Consider the following 22,634-nt stretch of genomic DNA (forward strand, 5'->3'; position numbering starts at 1 on the left):
TTTACCCCGAACGGAAGACTTTTGAAACACTCGTGTAAACCCTATTAAGGACTAAACTACCCTCCGGGACAACCGTGCGGTTGATAATAAAATTATAAATCCTCGTGCTTTGTTGGTAATATTACCGCATTAAACCCTTCGGTTTAAATTATGACCGCCAACATGAAAAATTACGGGCTCATCGGCTATCCGCTTTCGCATTCGTTCTCTAAGAAATACTTTACCGAGAAATTCATCGCCGAAAAAATAAAGGATACGGCCTATGACCTGTACCCGCTTGAACATATAAAAGAACTGCCCGCCCTATTGCACCAACATCCTAACCTTTGCGGGCTTAACGTTACCATCCCTCATAAGGTGAGCGTAATGAAGTACCTGGATTGGATAGAGCACGACGCTAAAACCGCTGGTGCGGTAAACTGCATCAAGGTGATTGCCGAAAGCCCGGTTTGCGCAGCGTTTTCGGGCGAATTGGGCATCAAAGGGCACGATTTCAGGCTGGAGGGCTACAATACCGACATTCATGGTTTCGATGGTTCATTGAGTCCGTTGTTGGATCACCACCACGATAAGGCCTTAATATTAGGCGATGGCGGCGCGGCTAAGGCCGTAAAATGTGTGCTGGAAAACAAAGGCATCGATTACATAAGCGTTACCCGCAAGCCTGCCGAGGGCAATATCCTTTTCAGCGACCTTACGGCTCATCATATCGCTGCATATAAGCTCATCATCAATACTACGCCCCTGGGCACGTACCCAAATGTAGATGAATGCCCGCCCATACCCTACGAAGCCATCGGCCACCACCACCTGCTTTTCGACCTGGTGTACAACCCGCCGCTTACCCTGTTTATGAAAAAAGGCCAGGAACGTGGTGCCACCACCAAAAACGGCTACGAAATGTTAGTATTGCAGGCCGAAAAAGCCTGGGAAATTTGGAACACAAACGATTAATTCCCGTGAAAAAAGCAGCTTTTTCTTTAATTATCCTGGTTATTTCGGCCTGTGGCGGTCAGCCCGATTATTCGCCCAAGCCACGCGGGTATTTTCGTATTGTTTATCCAAAAAAAGAGTACCAGGCCTACACCGAGGGCTGCCCTTTTACGTTCGACTACCCTAAATACAGCAGCATCGAGCCCGATAAATCTCGCGGTGCTATGCCTTGCTGGCAAAACATACAGTTTACGCAATTTAACGCCACGCTGCACCTGAGCTATCAGCCGGTAACATCCCAAAAAGAGTTTAACGAGCTGATAGAAGATGCCCACAAGCTAAGCTTTAAGCACACGGTAAAAGCAACTTCTATAGACGAGGGCGTAATTGCCTACCCGGCAAAAAAAGTTTACGGTATTTATTACACCATAGATGGCAACGCCGCTTCATCGGCCCAGTTTTTTTTGACGGATAGCACCAAACATTACCTGCGTGGCGCATTATACTTCAACTCTGAGCCGAGGCTGGATTCTATTCAACCGGTGCTCGATTTCCTGAAAAAGGATGTGGATGTGATGATCAAGACGTTTAAGTGGAAGCAGTAGCCACATGATACATTGCACCTAAATTAACTACTTTGTCATTTCGATAGAGCAGAAGGGCAGGGTGCAGGTGCTTGGGCGAAAGAGAAATCTTATACAATATGCTATTCAGCTATGCATGGAGGCCTCGCACCAGGCTTGGCAGAGCGGTTGTGTGCAACCGCAGAAGATTTCTCGTCGCTACGCTTCCCTCGAAATGACAAGTTGTTTATTTTAACCACCCTCCAAAAAATCCTTAGCTTTGCACCATGGCAAACGTTCAGTCCTTTGTAAATAACCCTTACCAGGAGAATACCTATATTTTATTCGACGATAGCAAGGAATGCGTCATAATCGATCCCGGCATGTACACCGCTGCCGAGCAAAATACCGTGGTAAAGTTTATCAACGATAATGGCCTTAAGCCGGTTGCGCTGCTCAATACCCATTGCCATGTAGACCACGTGCTGGGCAACCGGTTCGTGTTCGACCAGTACGGCCTCAAACCGCAGTTCCATCAGGGCGAATCGGAAGTGCTGGCGGCTGTTGTTGCCTATGCACCGTCAATGGGTTTTAGGTACGATGCATCGCCTTTGCCCGATACCTTTTTGCCCGAAACCGGCACCATCGCTTTTGGCAATACTACCCTGCAGCTGATATTTGCGCCCGGACATTCGCCTGCGCATTTGTGCTTTTACGATGCCGATGCCAATATACTGATAGGGGGCGATGTGCTTTTCCGCAACAGTATAGGCCGTACCGATTTACCCGGTGGCGACTATGGCACCCTGGTAAAAAACATCGAGGAAAAACTTTTTGCCCTGCCCGATGATTGTACCGTGTACCCGGGCCATGGTCCCGAAACCACCATCGGCTACGAAAAAAAGCACAACCCTTATTTATAACGCTTGAACACTTCCATTTACATAGCCAAAAGGTATCTGTTCAGCAAAAAACAGACGCACGCCATCAATATCATATCGGGTATATCCATGCTCGGCGTGCTGGTGGCCAGCGGAGCGCTTATCGTTATCCTTTCGGTGTTCAACGGCTTCGAGAAGGTTATCCTATCGCTCTACAGCGATTTTACGCCCGAGATTAACATAGAGCCGCGCGAGGGCAAAACCTTCGACCCAAATACCGCTCAATTAAAGCAGTTGAAGGAAGATGGCCGGGTATTCTCGTACACATTGGTACTACAGGATAAAGTACTCATCAGGTATGCCGATAAGCCATTTATTGCCACCCTAAAAGGCGTAACCGATGATTTTTTGAAGAAGAAGGAACTCGATAGCATTGTTAAGCCCGGTCCCTTTATCATAAAAGATGAGCGGTACTATTTTGCGGTAATTGGCAGCACGGTGCAAAGCAGCCTGGGTATAAGCCTGCGCGACCAGTTTACGCCGATGCAGATATACTCGCCGCGTCGTGCCGCCGGCAGCGCCAACAATCCCCTGAGCGATTTTGTTTACCGGCCCATCACGCCATCGGGTGTGTTTTCGGTACAGCAGGATTTTAATGATATGGTGATTACCCCCATAGCGTTTGCGCGCGATTTACTGGAAGAACCCGTAAACGTATCATCCATAGAAATAAACCTGAAGCCCGGCACTAATATAGATGATGCGCAGGCCGACATACAGGAAAAGCTGGGCAACGGCTACGTGGTGAAGAACCGTAAGGAGCAGAACACCGGCTTGTATAAAACCATCAATTACGAACGTTGGTCGATATTCATGATATTGGTATTCGTGTTGATCATTGCCATATTCAATATCATAGGCTCGCTTACCATGCTGGTGATAGATAAACGAAAAGATATCGCCATTCTTACCAGCCTTGGGGCCGGTAAGCCATTAATAAGGGGCATCTTCTTTTTTGAGGGGATGATGATATCGATGATAGGCTGTGTAGGCGGCATAATCCTGGGATCTATCATCTGCCTTGTCCAATTACAATTCAGCCTCATTAAAATGGGCACAAAAATGTCGGTACTGGATGCATACCCCGTAGCCTTTAAAGCCAGCGATTATTTGCTGGTGTTTGTTACGGTGTTTGTGATAGCAGTAATAGCTTCGGGCATAAGCGCCAGCCTGAGCGTGAAAAGATTGGACGAGATAAAACAGGATTTGTAGGTGGGGCGCCTAAAACGTCATGCCGAACTTGTTTCGGTACCCCATCATAAAATTTGCCCCAATGCTAAACCGCCATGCACGCCCCTTACCTGACGTGTGGGGTGTCGAAACAAGTTAGGCATGACGGAATGAAGAAACAAAAAACATAATCGGTGAAATCAAAAAAATCGGTGTAATCGGTGAAATCAAAAAAAATCATTAAAACGGCGAAGCCATCTTGAGTACCTTTTAAAAATAAATTATAAACAAAAAATCAGCGGTCCAAAATAAGTAGCTTTAGCTTTTTGCCGCGCAATACATATAATAATTCAAACTCATTTGCCTAACCGGCGTTATCAATCATCATGGAATCAAAACGTCAGCAAAAATTTGCCGGGGTAATACAAGAAGACCTGGCCGCTATATTTCAACGCGAGGGCATGAACTACCTGCCCAACACCCTGGTAACCATTACCAAAGTACGCGTAACGCCCGATTTGGCCATCGCACGTATCTTCCTCAGTTTTTTTAACGGTACCGATAATGCACACGCACTGTCTACCATTAAGCTGCACGCATCAGAAATACGCTATAAGCTGGGCGCCCGCATTAAAGACCAGGTACGCGTAATACCCCAGCTGGAATTTTTTGTAGACGATACCAGCGAGTACGTAGAGCGCATGGATAAAATATTCGACAAGATAAGCAAAGAAGAGCGCCAGCCCGATACTACCGAAGAAAGCTAAACCCTATGGGTGCTACCGAAAAATTAGCCGCATGCCTAGGTACATACCAAGGCGTTATTGGCAAGGTTGTGGATTTTGATACCGGTATGGACCAGCTATTCCCGCTTGACCTAACCGCCACTAATACCGAACTGTACCCGGATATAGTTGCCGATACGGATGCGTTCAGCCGTTACATCGATAAAAAACTTTTGGAGCATAATTGCCGTTACGCCATTGGCGGTTATATGGAGCACCGTACCATTTACGCCCGTAGTGCACACTTCGATACGGCAGACGAACCCCGCCGCCTGCACATGGGTGTAGATATTTGGGGCGATGCCGGCACAGCAATCTACTCGCCGCTGGAAGGCATTATCCACAGCTTTCAGGATAACGACAACTTTGGCGATTATGGGCCAACCATCATCCTGCAGCATAATTTGGATGGCCTTACCCTTTATAGCCTGTACGGGCATCTGAGCCGGGAAAGCCTGCTAGGATTGGCCGTTGGGCAGCAGATTGAGGCTAACCAGCAAATAGCCGCGCTTGGCAACGCCACCGAAAACGGCCATTGGCCGCCGCACCTCCACTTTCAGTTGATGCTGGATATAGCCGATGCCAAAGGCGATTATCCGGGCGTGGGCAAGTATTCGGAGAAAGAACTTTTGCTACAAAACATCCCTAACCCCGCGCTCATATTAAAGGCCTCCGGCCTGTTGATTTAATCCTTTTTTACCAGGTAGTCGGCATCTATCGACTCGATGGCAAACTCGCCGCCATCTGTGCCAAAAATTGCTTGCTTAATTTTAAAAGTCACAGTATAACCTTTTATTTTTTTTGTAAGCGTAAGCGCACTGTCGGGCAGTACGTACTCAGGCTGGCCTCTGTCATTAGTAGTGCCTGGTTTGTCCGCTGCGTTCTTTTTTACCAAGTCCTTTAAGTGTTTCAACACGCCAAAGTATGCGGTTTGCCCATCAATTTGCAGCGAATAGGAATAATTGGTAACTATTTGCCTGCAACTATTGGTATTGATAGTGTAGGTTGTGGTGTCGTCGTAGGTCTTATTCTCTGCTGCGATGAAATCGTACCCTTTTACATCAAGGGCCACGGAATTTTTGATTTTAAAAACATAGGTTTTTAATTTGGAAGCTGCGGTATCTACAGTTGCATAATCGTCGTATTGCGAAAATTTATGCAGCCCAAGCTGCTTTTTTGCCCAATTCACCTGCCGGAAGCGCAACTCCCAATCAGAAACGTTTACCACGATATTGCGGGTGGTATTTTCAACAGCCAGCGAATCATGTACCTTATCCAAATCCTGCTTAAAAAATGGCTGCAAGGATGATAGCCCATGTCTGTATATAAGGTAATCTATAGTAGAAACCGCCCGGGTTGCATCTTCGGTTTTTATTTTATTGCTGTCTACCGGCATCAGCATGTCTTTATCAAATGCCTCATACTTTTTGAACAGTCCTGTTAATACGCTTTGCTGCGAATGCATAGCCACGGTAAACGCGCTTTGCGGCCCATAAGTCGATAGCAATATCAGCAGCGATAAGGATATGGGTATCATTTTAATGCTTTGCTTTTTGGCGATGAGGAAGTAAAACGTAATAAACAACAGCCATATAGCTAATGCTATCAAAAAGTAGCGCATTTCGGTAATGCCGTACCTGAAGATGCGCGTACCCGCCGCCGCAAACAGCAAACCCAGCAGGGGGATAAGCAAAAAGTAGAAGTAACGCGCATAGGTTTTGAGCCATTTGTTCTCCTCGCGTTCGCGGATGGGATAAACCAGCAGTAAAGAGAGAATGCCGAAAACGGCATAGCCCAATATCAGGTTTGATACCAGTCCTTTGGGCAGTTCCCATTGAAGCAGTATTTTTATTTCGTAGGCCAGCAGTATAGCTACGTAAACCATAGCCAGCGGTATCAGCACGTATTGTGTAAAAAATTTGAGGCCTTTGGGGTAGCTGTCGTCAGTTTCGAGGTTCTCGAAATTATCGGGCACACCGGCCAGGAAGAATAAGGTGCTGAAGATGCCCACTATCCAGGCGAAAAGTATCGAAAAGGTATCCCACTCAAATTTAAAATTGAACAGGAAATTCATGGCACCAATGGCCGCCGATAGGCCTGCAAACAGCACGACGCCATACAAGGCACTGGTTAAAAACCGTAAGAATAGTGTTTTGTTGAACTGCCAAAAGCCATTGATGTGCCCCTTGTTGGTAAAAGCCGCAAAGGCCACCAGTAAGTGGAACGAGAGGCTGAGCAGCACAAAGCGGATATGGTCTGACCCATGCTCGCCCGGGTTGATGATAAAGATAAACAGGCCGGCAACAATGGCCGTTACTATCCGTATGAGCAGCTTTTTGCTACCGGCGATACCCTTGCTTTCGGTAAACAGCGTTGCCGAAAGGCTAAGCAACAGGCCAAGATTGGCCACCAAAATAGCGCGCAGGCTCCAGTTCTCTTGTATGCGGCTGGTATAGGTGAGCTCTATTTTGATAGTTGCTGCCACGGTGCCTGCCAGCGCGAATATGGATTCGATGGGGAAGCGCTCTACCGTTATGCCTACGCTTTCGAACAGATTTTTTACCGATGGGAATTTCATAGGAGAGCGGGTTTTGGTTAGGGCAATGTAACAAATAATAGATAAACAATAAGTGTATTGCGCGGCTGATTTAGGGAAATCGCATTTAGGTTTTTCATTCCCCTCTTGAGAGGGGGTGCGATGGAAAGTGCGGTTGCAGGGGTGTGTTCGGCTATGCTTTTAACGCCAACACACCCCTGCACCCCTCTCGAGAGGGGAATCGCACAAGCCCCTCTCGCATATTATTTTAAACGCGATTTCCATGGCGGCTGATTGCATTTTCCACATTTTGATTATATTTGCCATCGCAAAAACTTCATTTTAAATAATAATGAGAGAAATACAATTCAGGGAAGCGCTTAGGGAAGCCATGCAGGAAGAAATGCGCAACGACGAAAATGTGTACCTAATGGGCGAAGAGGTTGCCGAGTATAACGGTGCCTACAAGGTAAGCCAGGGTATGCTGGATGAGTTTGGTGCTAAACGCGTTATAGATACACCAATCTCTGAATTAGGTTTTGCCGGAATAGGCATAGGTTCGGCCATGAACGGCTTGAAACCTATCGTAGAATTCATGACGTTCAACTTTTCGCTCGTTGCTATCGACCAGATCATCAACGGCGCAGCCAAAATCATGAGCATGAGCGGCGGCCAGTTCTCGGTACCCATCGTATTCCGCGGGCCAACAGGCAACGCAGGTATGCTTAGCTCGCAGCACAGCCAGTGCTTCGAAAACTGGTATGCCAACTGCCCGGGCTTAAAGGTAGTTGTACCATCAAACCCCGCCGATGCAAAAGGTTTATTAAAATCATGTATCATCGACCCGGATCCATGTATCTTTATGGAATCGGAAGTGATGTACGGCGATAAAGGCGAAGTACCCGAAGAAACATACTACACCCCAATAGGCAAAGCTGCTGTAACCAAAACAGGTACTGATGTTACCTTGGTAGGTTTCGGTAAGATAATGAAAGTGGTTAACGCCGCTGCCGCCGAACTGGAAAAAGAAGGCATCCACGCCGAGGTTATCGACCTACGCACCGTGCGCCCTATCGATTATCCTTGCATCATCGAATCGGTTAAGAAAACAAACCGTTTGGTTATCGTAGAAGAAAGCTGGCCATTAGGTTCAATTGCTACAGAAATTGCCTTTAAAGTGCAGAAAGATGCGTTCGATTACCTGGATGCGCCTATCCTGCGCATAACCGGTGGCGATGTACCATTGCCATACGCACCAACTTTGATACAAGAGTACCTGCCAAATGCAGACCGCGTAGTAAAAGCAGTGAAAGAAGTAATGTACGTGGCTAAATAGTTTATAGCCGCCAGATATTTTTAAAGCTTTCCCGATTGGGAAGGCTTTTTTTGTATCCACCACGGGGTATCCACTTCGTCATTGCGAGGAACGAAGCAATCTCCCTATTAGTAGAGCGGACTTACAAAGCGGCTTGTCCGGCGTAGAGATTGCTTCGTTCCTCGCAATGACGAACGGGTTTAGCATCTACTCCTTCACCTCATAAATCAGCTTCGCCGCACCTGCAACACCCTCATTATTTATTCCTTCTATGATAATTTGGTATTTCCCGGTTCCGTCGGCATTAAAGAAATCGAAAGAGGCATCGCCATTCTTATCAGTCGTAATCTCGGGTATCCAGTGTATGGTGCTGCGCAAGTCGGGGCGGACGTGGTTGTTTACCACATCGTAGCGCGGGGCGTAAAACTCACGTGCTTTATAAAAACCGGTAACTGTAAGCGGTAGCACGCCGCGGGATGGGATGTCTTTCGGGTCGCGACCGACACCTTGTTTGGTGGTAATTATTAAAACCCCGTGGCTGCCGTTCATATAAATAAGCCCTTTTACACCCAAGGGCGATAGCAGCTCGATGGTTTCAACATCAGACGGGAGAATGTCGTCTACGCTGCCATCGTTCCGCTCTAAGCCATCTACTACGATCAATAAGTCGCTTTGGTCTACTGACGATACCAGCCCGCCCTTCACAAACCTTACCCCTCCCTTCAGCCGGCCGTTTAAAATATCAGACAACATTCCGGTTTGTTTGATATCAGCCATATGTATCACCTGGTCGGCATTGCCAGCGCCTACCCGGCTTTGAGTGCGATAGGTAGCCGGTTTTACCGACTTGATAACCACCTCTTTCAGTTGCCTGCTCGGCCCATCATACTTCAGATAATCGTTATGCCGGCCCTGGCTGCTTTGCAGGTATGACCGTACAATATCTGCCGACGAGGTATCTGTGCTGGCAGAATAAACCCCATCTGCTATCGGTGCCGGTAACTCCGGTTTGTAAAGCAACTCGGTATTATTACCGCCTTTTGCATTTACCGCATTCAGTACAAAGCGGGTACTGTCATAAAAAGCCAGGTTTTTAAAACTGAAGGTGCCCGCATTGTCGGTCTTTTCGGTCAGGAACGCTCCTCCGGTGGTGGGTACCAGCGTAACCACGCCATCCTTTACGGGCTTGCCCCAAATGGATTTGGCAATCCCGGCTATACTTAAGCCCTTTTCGGCGGGGCCGGTAGGGGGCAAAACATCATTGTTTGATAACGCTCTCCAGTTGAAACGGCGGTAACCATGGGTGAGCATCACCAGGTCTAATTCGGCCTTCTTTTTTGCATCAATGCCGGTAAAATAATAACCCGGCTCTTCAATATTCCCTTTAAGGCAGGAGGTGAATAGCAGGTAGGTCAGGATGTTTTCCACCTTGTTTTCGTCAATAAGCACTTTGCTTCTGTCGATTACGGTTACTGACAAATGCGTCTTATTTGCCTGGGTGTCCGCCGCGTCCAAATGAAGGTTCACTTTTACTTGTCCTCGCGGCTTGAGGGTTTTTTTATCGAGGCTTACGGTGATTGGAAGCTTGTCGTCCTTATCAATAAATACCAGCCTTTCGCATAAGGGTTCGCCTGTTGCCGATAGCAGCGTTATTTGCGTAATGCCCGACCGAAGGCCGCTCTTGTTGATATCGAAACGCATATCCGGCCCATCCATTACGTCTGAAACTGTGGTGAGCCGGCCGCCCGAATAAATGAACAGCCCCAGCGGCTGATTTCTATTCTGCTCATAAAATACCCGGGAAGGGTTAACGTTTACGGATATCTTTTGTGCAGAATCTGAAACAGCCATGGCTACCCCATAGGCCCTCATTGCGGGTAGCGGAACACTTTGCGTGCGGCCATCGGCGTATAAAACATCGGCATGATAGCTTTCACCATCCATAGGCATCAAGCTAAATGCGCCCATCCCTAAATGGACAGATGCAAACTTTACAACAGCTTCATTATTCTTGTTAAATACGGTGCCGGTTACGTTAATGCCGCTCCCTGCCGGGATAATTGCTTTAAAAGCCACCTTGCAAGGAACGCCGGCTACCAGGTCGCCACCTTCCGGAAAGAATTGAATATCGGGTGCAGTAATAACAGCGTCGGCTTTTTTGGACTGCGAAGTAGGTTTCAAAGCCGTGTTGTTGATGATAGCGGCGACAGGTATTACCCGATCGAAAAAGAGCTCGCTGCCGTAGCTCTGCATCAATTTGGTATAAGCGCGTATGCGGTAGTTGCCCGCAGGCAATGAATCGGGCAGTGCAAAATCGCCCCAGGCCAGGCCGTTAGCAATAGGCAGTTTGATTGCTTTGGTTATTTTGTTCTGAGGGTCTATCAAATCGGCATACAGAACGCCGCTTAACTGGCTTAGTGCGTTCTTCTCGCCCGCAACCACGTAAGCTTTAAAGTAGATGGTATCGCTTGCTGCGTAGTAAGGCTTATCAAAATGCAAGTAAACCTTCTCTATTTCGTGCTGTGCGAAAAAAACCTTCAGCCGTGCGGCCTGCTCTTTTAAGCTGGTTGCCTTATCTGTTTGTGCAAAGGTGTGGGCAACTGAGAGTATTATACAGGCAATGCAGACGGTTACACTTTTCATATGCTACGAAGTTTAGGTATTTTTGGTAATTGGTTATCAACAAGGGATTGCTGATTTTGAGCAATTTAGGAAATTATAGTCAGCAAATAAAATTCGTTATAACTGCCAAGTTTGATTATCTGCGGAGGGCAGCTATTTAACATTAGCTGTGTAACTTTTCCCCATGCGCGATTTTATAGTAAAAGACAGCAACGGAAACCAATTGAACAATGGCGACAGCGTAACGCTGATAAAAAGTTTAAAGCCAAAAGGTTGCAGCAGCACGCTCAAGCAGGGCATGTTGGTAAAAAAATCTGACCAGCGGGTAGTGAGGAAGTTAATTGTAAGATAGGTGGTATTTGTATTGCTGTGCACCGGATTTCTGAAGAAAAGATAGTTTACTTAGGTGTGTTTTGCCCAGGCACGAAACCGTATAGTGTTGTTAATTAACTTTATCTGTTAAATTAATATTAATTGTGTTGTTTTTTGTGTAACTTTAAATAATGGCAACACCCGAGAACCGCAAATTAATTGTGCCGCTGATGATATTCATCGGTATGGTTGCGGTAGGCGTTAATTCCATCAATAGAGCTATCGAGTCGCACCAAACCTGGCGGCTGGTTATTGCGGTTATCCCCACCATTATGTTCAGCGCGGCTACTATACTGGTAATTATGAAATACAAATACCAGGACAAAGAGCAGGAAGAAGGCTCTGAAAACCACCTGGACCAATAAGCCCCGGCTACAGCCTCTATATATCCGTCAGTATATTTTCCCCGAATTTTTGCGAAACGGTGGTGCGTTCGCCTCCAGCTATGCTGATCACCAGCGAGCCATCGAAGGGTATCTTTTCTATCAATTGAATTTTTGTGCCGATGCTGATATCCAGCTTTTGTAGGTATTGCAAAAATGCACTGGTGGTATCCTTTACAGCAGCAACGCGGCAATGCGTGCCAGGTTTAACATCGGCCAGGGTAATGGAGTGGCGCTTAGCCATTTTACCGTTAGCCTTAGGTATAGGGTCGCCATGCGGGTCGTATTCCGGAAAGCCCAGAAACTTATCCAGCCTGTCGGCCAGGGTGGCATCTTTAATATGCTCCAGGTCCTCGGCAATATCGTGTATCTCGTCCCAATGGTAGCCAAGCTTCTCTAATAAAAAAACCTCCCATAGGCGGTGCCTGCGTACAATCAGCGTAGCATCTTTTTGCCCCTGTGCCGTAAGCTCCACGCCTTTCTTTTTATCGTAAATGATGAGCTGCTTATCGGTAAGCTTACGTATCATATCTACTACCGATGCCGGGTTGTTGCCCAGCCACTCGGCTATAGCGGTGGGGGTGATCTTTTCGCCCCTATCCTGCCAAAGGCGGTAAATGCATTTAAGGTAATTTTCTTCTGATAGCGTATGCATAGCAAATTATTGGCTTGTACAAACATAAACAAAAAACACCCGTTATAAATAAAATTAGCCTTGCCTAATTTTATTTATTTAATAACTCATGCTTTATTGATAAGTTTGCACAAAATAACATCAAATGCGCTATCTAATAATTGCCCTATATTTGCTTTGTATATCAACTGCTTTCGCTCAAAAGGGGAGCTTAACCGGCAAGGTAACTGCCAATAACACCCCGCTGGCATACGCTACAGTAACGCTTGCAGGCACCAGGCATGGCGCTAAAACCGATGAGCAGGGGCATTACCAAATCAACAACCTACCCGCCGGCCAATACCAGGTGGTGTTCAGCAGCCTGGGCTATTATCCGGAGCGCAGCAAGGTTACGATTGCCGCTGACGCAGCCACAACTCTGGGTGCCGATTTAAAAGAAGGCAACGCCCAATTGAACGAAGTGGTGGTAACCGGCGTATCGCGCGCTACGCAGTTGCGCAGCAACCCGGTGCCCATAGTGGTCATGAACAAAAAAGAGATAGATCAACACGTAAATAACAACATCATTGATGCTATTATCAAAGGCGTGCCGGGCGTTACGGCGGTTACCACGGGGCCAAATATTTCCAAACCCTTCATCAGGGGGCTGGGCTATAACCGGGTGCTGACTTTGTACGACGGCATACGCCAGGAAGGGCAGCAATGGGGCGATGAGCATGGCATAGAGATAGACCAGTACGGCATTACCCGCGCCGAAGTAATCAAAGGCCCCGCGAGCCTCACTTACGGCTCTGATGCGCTGGCCGGGGTAATCAACCTGATACCTTACATCCCCAATGGCGAAGACGGCAAACTAAATGGCGATTGGATTGCCGATTACCATAGCAATAACGGGCTCGTCGGCTCATCGCTTGGGTTATCTTACAAAAAGGCTGCCTGGAAGTATGCATTTAGGGCCACGGGCAAAATGGCGCACAATTACCAGAACAAGATAGACGGGCCTGTGTATAACTCTGCCTTTAGGGAGTATATCCTTTCGGGCATGCTGCGTACCGATAAAAAGTGGGGTTATGCGCAACTGGCGGCCACCATCTACAATAACCAGCAGGAAATACCCGATGGCAGCCGCGATTCGCTTACCCGCAAATTTACCCGTCAGGTTGCCGAAGGGCCGAATGACGATATCAAGAACCGCCCTTTTGTCCCGGAGGATTTATTAAAATCCTACGCCATAACGCCCCTTTATCAGCATATACAGCATTACCGCATATACAGCAAAAACGAGTTTAAGCTGGGCGACGGCGTATTGGATGCGTCGTTAGGCTGGCAGCAAAGCGTACGCCGCGAATACAACCACCCCACGCAGCCGCAGCAGGCAGGGCTTTATGTAATACTGAATACTCTGAACTACGATTTGCGATATAGTCCCCCGGTTTTTGCCGGGCTGGAAACCAGCTTTGGCCTCAACGGTATTTATCAGGCCAACCGCAGCAAAGCGGCAACCGATTTCCCCATACCCGATTATAACCTGTTCGATGTTGGAGCGTTCTTCTTCGCCAAAAAAACTATCGGGCAGGCAGATATATCAGGCGGGATACGGTACGATACCCGCAACATTCGATGGGATGATTTTTATGTGGGGCCAAACCCAGGCAACGGCTTTGAACAAAGAGTTGCGGCCAATACGCCCGGCGGACGGTTGCAGTTCCCCAACTTCAACCATAACTATCACGGTATATCGGGTAGCATAGGCATCACCTACAACCTGAACGAACGGCTGTTGCTTAAGGCCAACATTGCACGCGGTTACCGCGCGCCAAATATCACCGAAATAGGCAGCAACGGGCTTGATCCGGGCGCACACATCGTTTACCTGGGCAACCGTAGCTTTGTGCCCGAATTTAATTTGCAGGAAGATTTGGGCATTATTGCCTACCTTAAAGATGCCGACATTACCGCCGAACTGTTCAACAACCAGGTGCAAAACTACATTTACCAGTCGCGGTTGGATGATGCCGACGGCAACCCGGTTGTCATTGTGCCGGGCAATAGCACCTACCAATACCAGCAGTCGAAAGCGCGGCTTTATGGTGCCGAGTTTACCGTAAACCTGCATCCGCATAACTTAAAATGGCTGTCGTTCAACAATAGCCTGGCCTATGTAGTCGGCCTAAACCAAAACGAGAAGCTCGTAGCACAAAGCAACGGTGCCGCTAAATACCTGCCCTTTATTCCGCCGCTACATGTGCGCTCGCAGGTGGGCATAAAGTTGCAGGGCGTATATGGTATCTTCAGTAAGGTAAGCTTCCGTGCTGAGGCTGATATCTATTCGGCGCAAAACCACTTCTACGCCCTGCACAATACCGAAACCGCCACGCCGGGTTATACCCTCATCAATACCGGCATCAGCGCAACCGTGGGCCGCAAAGGCGGCAAGCCGCTGTTCGATTTGTTTTTGCAGGCCGATAACCTTTTCGATGTGGCCTATCAATCCAACCTCAACCGGCTCAAGTATTTCGAATACTACAATGCCTCGCCCAACGGCAAGTTGGGCATCTACAACATCGGCCGGAATTTGAGTGTGAAGGTGATTGTGCCGTTTTAGGCCCCGGCCCCCGGCCCCCTAAAAAGGGGGCTTTCCTAATACCTGATCTCCGGCCTCTGATCTCTGTTTATCTCAACTCTTTTCGCCGACCCTTTTCTGCCGTTTACCGATGTAATCCCGCCGTACATCTATTAGGCCCAAAACCGCTGTAACGGATGTGGTTTGGGTGCGTCATATGTGTGTATTTAATAAAACGAAAAACACAAATAGCACTCACAATCAAAATATTATAATCATGAAAACTCAATTCTTAACCATAGCAACCGTTCTTACTTTAGCCTTAGGTACTGTATCAACAACCTTCGCAGCAACAAACAACAAAGCCGAAGAAGAAGTTAGCACCGTGCTGACTAACGTACGCCAGATCAACAAAATCGAGATCCGCGGCAATGTGCAGCTATTCGTTTCAGACGGCGCTGCCGACCAGGTAAAGGTTTATAACAAATACTACGCAGAAAGTGCCATGGTGCAAAACGATAACGGCGTATTGCGCATTGCATCATACAACGCCAAAACCCTGGTGGTTTGGGTAACCGCTGCCGACCTGCGTGCCATCTCTGCTTACGACAATTCACAGGTTAAATCTTTCGGTAACCTGTCTAAAATAGAACTGAACGTTGATTTGTTCAACAATGCATCGGCACAGTTAAACCTTGATGCCTACAAAGCAAGCATCACCGTAAGCGACCGCGCAAAAGCCGATATCAAAGGTAACGTTAACGAATATACCTTAACACACGACCAATCTGCAACCGTAAACCAAAGCGAATTGGTTGCTACGGTAAAACAAGAAAACGTAACCAACAAATTCGTAGTTGCGGCTAACGATGCAGCAGCTTTGTAAGCAACACTTTCGTAAATTCCAATATATATGTTCAGTTGAAGCCTCCGTGTAAACGGGGGCTTTTTTGGGTTTAAAAAGAACTAATCATCAACAATCGTTTAAAAAATTCTAATTTGATATGTGGCTAAAGAGTGCCAACTTCGCAGTCCGAAATTGAAAGTATGATCAATCACGATATTAAAATAGCGCAGGAGCTTGCAGTAAGTTCAAAACAGGTAAACGCAACGATTGCTTTATTAGACGAAGGCGCAACGGTACCCTTCATTTCCCGTTACCGTAAAGAGGTAACCGGCAGCCTGGACGAGGTGCAGGTGGCCGCCATTCGCGATCGCGTTCAGCAACTGCGCGATCTGGATAAACGCCGCGAGGCCATCCTGAAATCGCTTACGGATATGGGCAAGCTTACGCCGGAGTTGGAGGCGAAAATAAACGCCGCCGAAACGATGGTCCTGCTTGAGGATATTTACCTGCCTTACCGCCCAAAACGCAAAACCCGCGCCACTGCGGCCCGCGAAAAAGGCTTGCAGCCGCTGGCCGATGTGTTGCTAGAACAAAAGAACTTCGATACGGAACTGGAAGCCGGTAAATATATCGACGAGGAAAAAGGCGTAAAGAATATAGAAGAGGCCCTGGCCGGTGCGCGCGATATCATCGCCGAGTACATTAGCGAGCACGCCGAAACCCGTGCTAAAATGCGCGAACTGTTTACCGAAAAAGGCACCTTTCAATCAAAAGTTGCCGATGGTAAAGAGGTGGAAGGCATCAAATACAAAGATTATTTCGATTGGACAGAGCCGGTAAAATCTGCACCATCGCACCGCATACTGGCTATGCGCCGCGGCGAGAAAGAAGAAATCCTTTGGCTGGATATCAAGCCAACCGAAGAGGAAGCCATTGACCTGCTGGAGCGCGAATTCGTAAAAGGGCGTAACGGCGCATCATCGCAGGTGGGTTTAGCCATCAGCGATGGCTATAAGCGTTTGCTGAAGCCATCCATGGAGACCGAGATACGCCTGCTCACCAAAAAGAAAGCCGACGAGGAAGCCATCCGTGTATTTGCCGAGAATGCCCGCCAGCTTTTGTTGGGTGCGCCGCTTGGCCAAAAACGAATGATGGCGATTGACCCCGGTTTCCGTACCGGCTGCAAACTGGTTGTATTAGATGAGCAGGGGCAATTGTTAGAGAACACCGCCATTTACCCACACACGGGCGCAGGGCAGGCCAAAGAAGCCGAAAAAACCGTACAGCATTTGTTTGAACGATATAAAATAGAGGCTATCGCTATTGGCAACGGTACCGCCGGCCGCGAAACCGAAGTGTTCGTACGTAACCTAAATTTACCGGGAGCGGTTATCGTTATGGTGAACGAAAGCGGGGCATCCATTTACTCCGCATCAGATGTAGCCAGGGAAGAATTCCCGGATAAGGATATTACCGTGCGTGGCGCGGTTTCTATCGGTCGCAGGCTGATGGATCCCTTGGCCGAACTGGTGAAGATTGATCCGAAATCCATCGGTGTGGGTCAGTACCAGCACGATGTAGACCAAAACAAACTGCAAACCTCATTGGATGATACCGTTATTAGCTGCGTAAACGCAGTAGGTGTGGAGCTGAACACCGCATCCAAACAAATATTGGCCTATGTATCGGGTCTTGGCCCGCAGCTGGCGCAAAACATTGTAGAATACCGCAACCAAAACGGTGCCTTTAAACGCCGCGACCAATTGAAAAAAGTTGCCCGCCTTGGCGATAAAGCTTATGAACAAGCAGCAGGCTTTTTGCGTATCCGGGGAGCCGAAAACCCTTTAGATACCAGCGCGGTACACCCCGAGCGATATGCATTGGTAGAGCAAATGGCCAAAGACATGAACTGCAAGGTGCAGGATTTGATGCACGATGATAAATTGCGCAAATCTATCCCGCTGCAAAGGTATATTTCTGAAACCGTGGGCTTACCCACCCTGAACGATATCATGGCCGAGCTGGCCAAACCCGGCCGCGACCCGCGTGAACAGTTTGAGGCATTCAGCTTTACGGATGGTGTTAACGGCATCAACGATTTAAAGGTGGGCATGAAACTGCCGGGCATTGTAACTAATATCACCGCCTTTGGTGCATTTGTGGATATCGGCGTGCACCAGGATGGTTTGGTACACTTAAGCCAGATTACCAACCGCTTCATCAAAGATCCTAACGAGGTATTGAAAGTACATCAGAAGGTAGAAGTTACCGTTACCGAGGTTGATGCCAACCGCAAGCGTATCTCACTATCCATGAAAGAGAATGAGAAGCGCGAAGCACCGGTTGCTGCCAAACCACGCGATAACCGCCCGGCGCAAAAACCCTTTAACCAGCGCCCGGCCAACAAACCCGCTCCCGAGCCGGAGATGGATATGATGAGCAAATTGGCTGCGCTGAAAAATAAGTTTAAGTAGGTTTAGTATCAACAAACCTCATCGTCATTGCGAGTATCCATCAGGGGTAACCCTGAAAAAAAAGGTTATGATGTGCAAAATATATACTGATTATCAATAACTTACTACCACGTCATTATAAGGCACGAAGCAATCTCTAAGAAGGACAGGCGACTTTGCTTGGCCGCTCTGCCTATCCGGAGATTGCTTCGTGCCTCGCAATCACGCAATGGTGAGTGATTGCTTTGTTCCTCAACGTATAGTCGCGCTATTTCTTCGTCGGTGCAGTCTTAACCTTCTTAGCCGTTGCCTCGGTGCCACTAGCCGTCCGCTTTGCTTTCATTTTGAGGTTCAGCATTTCTACCAGTACAGAGAAAGCCATAGCAAAGTAGATGTATCCTTTAGGGATGTGCTGCTCTAAAGCTTCTGCTAACAACGATACGCCTATCAATAAAAGGAACGACAGCGCCAGCATTTTTACGGTTGGGTGCTTGCTTACGAATTCCGCCACGCCGCCCGATGCCCACATCATAATGCCCACGGCTATTACTACGGCTGCTATCATGATCTCTACATGGCTGGCCATGCCTACAGCGGTAATTACCGAATCGAGCGAGAACACGATATCCAGCAGCATGATCTGGAAGATGGTGGCCCAGAACGATTTGGGTTTTACTTTGCCGGCATCGTCCTCTTCGCCTTCAATTTTATGGTGGATTTCAGCAGTACTCTTATAGATAAGGAACATCCCGCCGATGAGGAGTATTAAATCACGCCCCGATATGGCCAGTTTTTCAACCCATTCAGGGTCTGTTATGCCGAAAGTGCCTGATAAATTGAACAATGGCGCGGTTAATTTCATTACCCAGGTTATGGATAGCAGCAACAATATTCGGGTAAGCATGGCGCCGCCCAAACCCATCTTGCGGCCGCGCGCCTGTTGATGCTTGGGCAACTTGTCCGACAGGATGGAGATGAATATCACGTTATCTATACCCAACACAATTTCCAATACGGTTAGTGTTATGAGGGATACCCAGGCTTCCGGGTCGGTAAATATTTCCATGGAGTGATTTTTTGTATGCGCACTAAAATAATAAACCCCTGCCTAATGCGGCAAGGGTTTTGCAAAAAACGCCATAAATAACGCTTTTGTTTTTTGTTTTAGTAACTTATATCGACAATATCTCTACTATTTTCAAAAAGTTTGCATTAATTTCTACGTGATGCTTACAGGCATGTTCGAACGGTGTGTAAGAGATCTCGTTGTGCACAATGCCAATCATCTCGTTACGGTGGCCATCGCGTAGCGCTTCAACAGCGGCAACACCTACCCGGCTAGCTAAAACCCTATCCATGCAAGACGGCTTACCACCGCGCTGAATGTGGCCCAAAATAGATACGCGGGTATCATAGTTCGGGAATTTTTCTTTCACCTGGCGTCCAATTTCAAATGCACCTCCGGCGTCTTCACCCTCGGCAACCATCACAATTTTTGATGATTTATCCTTGCGGCCATTTTCCAGCCGGTCCATCAAAGCATTGATATCCCTGTTGGTTTCGGGTATGATAATGGCTTCCGCGCCCGATGCTATGCCCGTGCGCAAGGCAATCAGCCCGCTATCGCGGCCCATTACCTCTACTATAAAAAGTCTGTCGTGCGATTCTGCTGTATCACGTATCTTATCCACCGCATCTATTACGGTATTGATAGCGGTATCGTAACCGATGGTGAAATCGGTGCCGTTAAGGTCGTTATCTATAGTGCCGGGAAGGCCAACAACCGGCATATCATATTCGTTGCCAAATATGCGTGCACCGGTAAAAGTTCCATCGCCACCAATAGCAACAAGGCCTTGTATGCCGTGGTTCATCAATTGGTCGTAAGCCAGCCGGCGGCCTTCGGGGGTTTTGAATTGTTCGCTGCGGGCAGTTTTGAGGATAGTACCACCGCGCTGTATAATGTTGGCAACAGATTTTCCGTCCATCGGAAAAAATTCGCCGTTAATCATGCCTTCGTAGCCGCGGCGTATGCCAATTACTTCGATATTATAGTATTTGGCGGTACGTACTACCGCACGGATAGCGGCATTCATTCCCGGCGCGTCGCCGCCCGATGTATAGAGTCCTATTTTTTTAATCTGCGTCATTTTGTTTCAGAGGGAAACGCCCTATAGTCTGTATAATGGGTTTGCATAGCTTTGAGGCGGCGTAAATAGTGTTAGCTATACACCGTAGCTCAAAATCACCGCGAATTTACACTTTTTCGGCGAAAACGAATGCTACAAAAGCCAATGAGCTGATATTGATTTAAATGGCGGTCCTATTTGGCCGCTTTGTAAGCGGCAAGGCCGCTGGCAAGGTATGCTTTAAAGGTTTCGATATTGCTGGCCCCCTGCGGTGTTACAAGCGATTTGCCTTTTTCGTTTACAATTACATAAAAAGGTTGGGCGTTGGAGTTGTATCTGGATATCTCAAAATCAAGCATCTTGCCGCCAATAGTAGTAATGTTTTTGCCGGTTACGGCAGATTTATACTGCTCCGCAGCAGGCAAATCTGTCTTTTCGTCTATCACCATTTGCAGCATCACAAAATCGTTTTGCAAACTCTTCAAAATTGCAGGGTCAGGAAAAACTTCTTGTTCCATTTTGCGGCAATTAACACAGTTCCAACCTGTAAAGTCAATCAATATGGGTTTATGCAGTTGTTTGGCTACCTCTATGGCCTGGTCGTAATCGTACCACTCCTCTAATCCTTTTACTTTAGGCAGGCGCTTAAAAAGTTCCTCGTATTTTTTTACTTTGATGGTAGTAGTGTTGGCAGGGGCCGCAGCGGCGGGGCTGCCGCCCGCAGATAGATCAAAATCCTGGGTGCTTAACGGCGGAAGCAGTGCACTGATGGATTTTAATGGTGCGCCCCATAAACCCGGCACCATGTAAACGGTGAAGGCAAATGCAGCCATGGCAAAAAAGGTACGTGTTACCGTGAGGTGTTTAATATCGCTATCATGCGCGAATTTTATTTTGCCAGTCAGATACAAGGACAATAAAACCCCAATAGCTATCCATATCGATAGCACAACCTCGCGGTCTATCAGGTTCCAATGATAGGCGAGATCTACGTTCGATAAAAATTTAAGCGCAAAGGCAATCTCTATAAAACCCAAAACTACTTTTACACTGTTAAGCCATCCTCCCGATTTGGGCAGGCTTTTAAGCAGGGACGGGAACATAGCGAAAATGGTGAACGGCAACGCAATAGCTAATGAAAAGCCCGACATTACGATTATTGGTGCCAGTCTTTCGCCCTTAGTGAAGGCACTTGCCAACACCCCGCCAATAGCCGGGCCGGTGCAAGAAAATGACACAACTACAAGCGTAGATGCCATAAAAAAGATGCCTGCAAGCCCCCCTTTATCGGAGTTTTGATCGAGTTTATTGGCAAGGGAGCTCGGTAGGGTTATCTCGAACGCACCCAGAAAGGATACGCCGAATACCACCAGCATTAAAAAGAAAAAGAAGTTGAAAACGCCGTTGGTAGCCAGCGCATTTAAAGCGGCCGGACCAAAAACCAGCGTAATAAGCAAGCCGAAAAAAACGTAAATAAATATAATGGATAACCCATACAAAATCGACTGCCATATTGCGTTGGCCCGGGTGCCCCCTTTTTTGGTAAAAAAACTAACGGTAAGTGGCAGCATTGGATAAACGCATGGCAGCAAAAAGGCTGCAAAGCCCCCGAGGAAACCAATTACAAAAAGCTGCCAAAGGGATTTCGGAGCTTCTTCTGCCGCCGCTTTAGCCGTTGCCTGTACTCTGGCAACCGAATCTGTTTTTGCTTTAGCAACCGAATCGGCTTTTTTGCGGATGGCAATACTATCTGCTGCGGTAGGTAGGGAAGTAAACTGTAAATCGGAAGGCGCGCCCTCATCTGCCTTTTGGAATGCATTTGCGCTATTGGGTGCAAGAACAGCAAAGGCAAATATTATTGTAAAGAACAATATAAAGTTGCGCAGCGTGCTACGGTTGTTAAAAGGGGTCATCAGCTATCCGGCGTTTTAATATTATTTACCTAAAGGGATAGAGAATGCAACCTCATCTGGCGGCAAGCATTTTGAGTTGTTGCAAACCATAAACTCTACCTTGCCATCAACCGCGCTGGCTTTGGCCGATTTTAGTTTTATCTTCTGGCTAAACACAACTTCTTTCTCAAAATAGCCTACGTTCATCTTAAAAACGTCTTCGTATTTGCTAATGGGTTTCGGTTCGAGGGTTTTGCCTACCGGCGAATAGTCTTTTGATGGGGTGAAGGTAAACGATGTTTTAACCGGGCCGCCATCTTTAACCGTTTGCGAATAAATGTGCCAGCCATTTTGGATACTCGCTTTTAAATAAACGATGGCTTCTGTAGCGCTTACTTTTTTGGCCGCATATGACCATTTTACGGGCGTTTCAATTTGCGCTTTTGCGCCTACAGCCATTACTAACGCTGCAATTACTAAAAATACTTTCTTCATG

The 22,634-nt window shown here is 47.5% G+C and carries 19 protein-coding genes; 12 read left to right on the plus strand and 7 right to left on the minus strand.

All coding sequences use genetic code 11. The features are described from left to right. Positions 1 to 162 precede the first annotated feature (162 nt). The 6 genes from E2R66_RS15210 (at position 163) to E2R66_RS15235 (ending at position 5,081) form a co-directional block, all read left to right on the plus strand. Complete coding sequence (locus tag E2R66_RS15210; protein ID WP_133234123.1) at positions 163 to 954, plus strand: shikimate dehydrogenase family protein; 792 nt, start codon at positions 163 to 165, stop codon at positions 952 to 954. 5 nt (positions 955 to 959) lie between these two features. Further along, a complete protein-coding gene (gene gldD / locus E2R66_RS15215; protein WP_133234121.1) occupies positions 960 to 1,538 on the plus strand; it encodes a gliding motility lipoprotein GldD in 579 nt (192 codons plus the stop codon). A gap of 245 nt (positions 1,539 to 1,783) precedes the next feature. Beyond that, positions 1,784 to 2,419 (plus strand): MBL fold metallo-hydrolase, encoded by a 636-nt coding sequence (locus E2R66_RS15220; RefSeq protein WP_133234119.1) that lies wholly within the window; start codon positions 1,784 to 1,786, stop codon positions 2,417 to 2,419. A gap of 3 nt (positions 2,420 to 2,422) precedes the next feature. Continuing rightward, positions 2,423 to 3,649 carry an ABC transporter permease gene (locus E2R66_RS15225; protein ID WP_133234117.1) on the plus strand — a complete coding sequence of 409 codons (1,227 nt, stop codon included), beginning with the start codon at positions 2,423 to 2,425 and terminating at the stop codon, positions 3,647 to 3,649. Positions 3,650 to 3,993: 344 nt separating this feature from the next. Continuing rightward, entirely contained in the window at positions 3,994 to 4,374 is a 381-nt protein-coding gene (gene rbfA, locus E2R66_RS15230) for a 30S ribosome-binding factor RbfA (RefSeq protein WP_192901980.1), read from the plus strand. 5 nt (positions 4,375 to 4,379) lie between these two features. Next, on the plus strand, positions 4,380 to 5,081 hold the full coding sequence (locus E2R66_RS15235) for a peptidoglycan DD-metalloendopeptidase family protein (RefSeq protein WP_133234113.1): 702 nt from the start codon (positions 4,380 to 4,382) through the stop codon (positions 5,079 to 5,081). Here the strand turns inward: E2R66_RS15235 and E2R66_RS15240 are convergent. Then, the gene (locus E2R66_RS15240; protein WP_133234111.1) at positions 5,078 to 6,970 is read right to left on the minus strand and encodes a DUF4153 domain-containing protein; all 1,893 of its coding nucleotides are present in this window, start codon (positions 6,968 to 6,970) and stop codon (positions 5,078 to 5,080) included. The genes E2R66_RS15235 and E2R66_RS15240 overlap by 4 nt on opposite strands. Positions 6,971 to 7,280: 310 nt before the next feature. Here E2R66_RS15240 and E2R66_RS15245 point away from each other — a divergent pair, with 310 nt between their 5' ends. Further along, positions 7,281 to 8,264 (plus strand): pyruvate dehydrogenase complex E1 component subunit beta, encoded by a 984-nt coding sequence (locus E2R66_RS15245; RefSeq protein WP_133234109.1) that lies wholly within the window; start codon positions 7,281 to 7,283, stop codon positions 8,262 to 8,264. 186 nt (positions 8,265 to 8,450) lie between these two features. On the opposite strand, the gene E2R66_RS15250 is transcribed toward E2R66_RS15245, so the two are convergent. Further along, positions 8,451 to 10,886, minus strand: coding sequence for a hypothetical protein (locus tag E2R66_RS15250; RefSeq protein ID WP_133234107.1), 2,436 nt, complete (start codon positions 10,884 to 10,886; stop codon positions 8,451 to 8,453). A gap of 163 nt (positions 10,887 to 11,049) precedes the next feature. On the opposite strand from E2R66_RS15250, the gene E2R66_RS15255 reads away from it, so the two are divergent. Next, positions 11,050 to 11,217 carry a PhnA domain-containing protein gene (locus E2R66_RS15255; RefSeq protein ID WP_133234105.1) on the plus strand — a complete coding sequence of 56 codons (168 nt, stop codon included), beginning with the start codon at positions 11,050 to 11,052 and terminating at the stop codon, positions 11,215 to 11,217. Between the two features lie 151 nt (positions 11,218 to 11,368). Next, positions 11,369 to 11,602 (plus strand): hypothetical protein, encoded by a 234-nt coding sequence (locus E2R66_RS15260; RefSeq protein ID WP_133234103.1) that lies wholly within the window; start codon positions 11,369 to 11,371, stop codon positions 11,600 to 11,602. 16 nt (positions 11,603 to 11,618) lie between these two features. On the opposite strand, the gene E2R66_RS15265 is transcribed toward E2R66_RS15260, so the two are convergent. Beyond that, a complete protein-coding gene (locus tag E2R66_RS15265; protein WP_133234101.1) occupies positions 11,619 to 12,275 on the minus strand; it encodes a metal-dependent transcriptional regulator in 657 nt (218 codons plus the stop codon). Positions 12,276 to 12,399: 124 nt separating this feature from the next. Between E2R66_RS15265 and E2R66_RS15270 the strand changes: the two genes are divergently transcribed. From E2R66_RS15270 to E2R66_RS15280, 3 genes are all read left to right on the plus strand, one after another. Next, complete coding sequence (locus tag E2R66_RS15270) at positions 12,400 to 14,859, plus strand: TonB-dependent receptor (RefSeq protein ID WP_133234099.1); 2,460 nt, start codon at positions 12,400 to 12,402, stop codon at positions 14,857 to 14,859. A 235-nt stretch (positions 14,860 to 15,094) separates the two neighbouring features. Continuing rightward, complete coding sequence (locus tag E2R66_RS15275) at positions 15,095 to 15,703, plus strand: GIN domain-containing protein (RefSeq protein WP_133234097.1); 609 nt, start codon at positions 15,095 to 15,097, stop codon at positions 15,701 to 15,703. Between the two features lie 161 nt (positions 15,704 to 15,864). Beyond that, a complete protein-coding gene (locus tag E2R66_RS15280; protein WP_133234095.1) occupies positions 15,865 to 18,138 on the plus strand; it encodes a Tex family protein in 2,274 nt (757 codons plus the stop codon). Between the two features lie 247 nt (positions 18,139 to 18,385). Here the strand turns inward: E2R66_RS15280 and E2R66_RS15285 are convergent, their stop codons facing one another. From E2R66_RS15285 to E2R66_RS15300, 4 genes are all read right to left on the minus strand, one after another. After that, the gene (locus E2R66_RS15285) at positions 18,386 to 19,183 is read right to left on the minus strand and encodes a TerC family protein (protein WP_133234093.1); all 798 of its coding nucleotides are present in this window, start codon (positions 19,181 to 19,183) and stop codon (positions 18,386 to 18,388) included. A gap of 106 nt (positions 19,184 to 19,289) precedes the next feature. Beyond that, positions 19,290 to 20,267 (minus strand): 6-phosphofructokinase, encoded by a 978-nt coding sequence (pfkA, locus tag E2R66_RS15290; RefSeq protein ID WP_133234091.1) that lies wholly within the window; start codon positions 20,265 to 20,267, stop codon positions 19,290 to 19,292. Positions 20,268 to 20,440: 173 nt separating this feature from the next. Further along, complete coding sequence (locus E2R66_RS15295; RefSeq protein ID WP_133234089.1) at positions 20,441 to 22,159, minus strand: protein-disulfide reductase DsbD family protein; 1,719 nt, start codon at positions 22,157 to 22,159, stop codon at positions 20,441 to 20,443. A gap of 21 nt (positions 22,160 to 22,180) precedes the next feature. Then, entirely contained in the window at positions 22,181 to 22,633 is a 453-nt protein-coding gene (locus E2R66_RS15300) for a protein-disulfide reductase DsbD domain-containing protein (protein WP_133234087.1), read from the minus strand. Between the last annotated feature and the right edge of the window lies 1 nt (position 22,634).

The sequence above is a fragment of the Mucilaginibacter psychrotolerans genome (genome assembly GCF_004519315.1).
Classification (GTDB): Bacteria; Bacteroidota; Bacteroidia; order Sphingobacteriales; family Sphingobacteriaceae; genus Mucilaginibacter; species Mucilaginibacter psychrotolerans.

Coding starts and splice junctions, on each gene's coding strand:
- E2R66_RS15210 (WP_133234123.1), top strand. CDS start 163: ATGAAAAATTACGGGCTCATCGGCTATCCGCTTTCGCATTCGTTCTCT.
- E2R66_RS15220 (WP_133234119.1), top strand. CDS start 1,784: ATGGCAAACGTTCAGTCCTTTGTAAATAACCCTTACCAGGAGAATACC.
- rbfA (WP_192901980.1), top strand. CDS start 3,994: ATGGAATCAAAACGTCAGCAAAAATTTGCCGGGGTAATACAAGAAGAC.
- E2R66_RS15235 (WP_133234113.1), top strand. CDS start 4,380: ATGGGTGCTACCGAAAAATTAGCCGCATGCCTAGGTACATACCAAGGC.
- E2R66_RS15240 (WP_133234111.1), bottom strand. CDS start 6,970: ATGAAATTCCCATCGGTAAAAAATCTGTTCGAAAGCGTAGGCATAACG.
- E2R66_RS15245 (WP_133234109.1), top strand. CDS start 7,281: ATGAGAGAAATACAATTCAGGGAAGCGCTTAGGGAAGCCATGCAGGAA.
- E2R66_RS15250 (WP_133234107.1), bottom strand. CDS start 10,886: ATGAAAAGTGTAACCGTCTGCATTGCCTGTATAATACTCTCAGTTGCC.
- E2R66_RS15255 (WP_133234105.1), top strand. CDS start 11,050: ATGCGCGATTTTATAGTAAAAGACAGCAACGGAAACCAATTGAACAAT.
- E2R66_RS15260 (WP_133234103.1), top strand. CDS start 11,369: ATGGCAACACCCGAGAACCGCAAATTAATTGTGCCGCTGATGATATTC.
- E2R66_RS15265 (WP_133234101.1), bottom strand. CDS start 12,275: ATGCATACGCTATCAGAAGAAAATTACCTTAAATGCATTTACCGCCTT.
- E2R66_RS15270 (WP_133234099.1), top strand. CDS start 12,400: ATGCGCTATCTAATAATTGCCCTATATTTGCTTTGTATATCAACTGCT.
- E2R66_RS15275 (WP_133234097.1), top strand. CDS start 15,095: ATGAAAACTCAATTCTTAACCATAGCAACCGTTCTTACTTTAGCCTTA.
- E2R66_RS15280 (WP_133234095.1), top strand. CDS start 15,865: ATGATCAATCACGATATTAAAATAGCGCAGGAGCTTGCAGTAAGTTCA.
- E2R66_RS15285 (WP_133234093.1), bottom strand. CDS start 19,183: ATGGAAATATTTACCGACCCGGAAGCCTGGGTATCCCTCATAACACTA.
- pfkA (WP_133234091.1), bottom strand. CDS start 20,267: ATGACGCAGATTAAAAAAATAGGACTCTATACATCGGGCGGCGACGCG.
- E2R66_RS15295 (WP_133234089.1), bottom strand. CDS start 22,159: ATGACCCCTTTTAACAACCGTAGCACGCTGCGCAACTTTATATTGTTC.
- E2R66_RS15300 (WP_133234087.1), bottom strand. CDS start 22,633: ATGAAGAAAGTATTTTTAGTAATTGCAGCGTTAGTAATGGCTGTAGGC.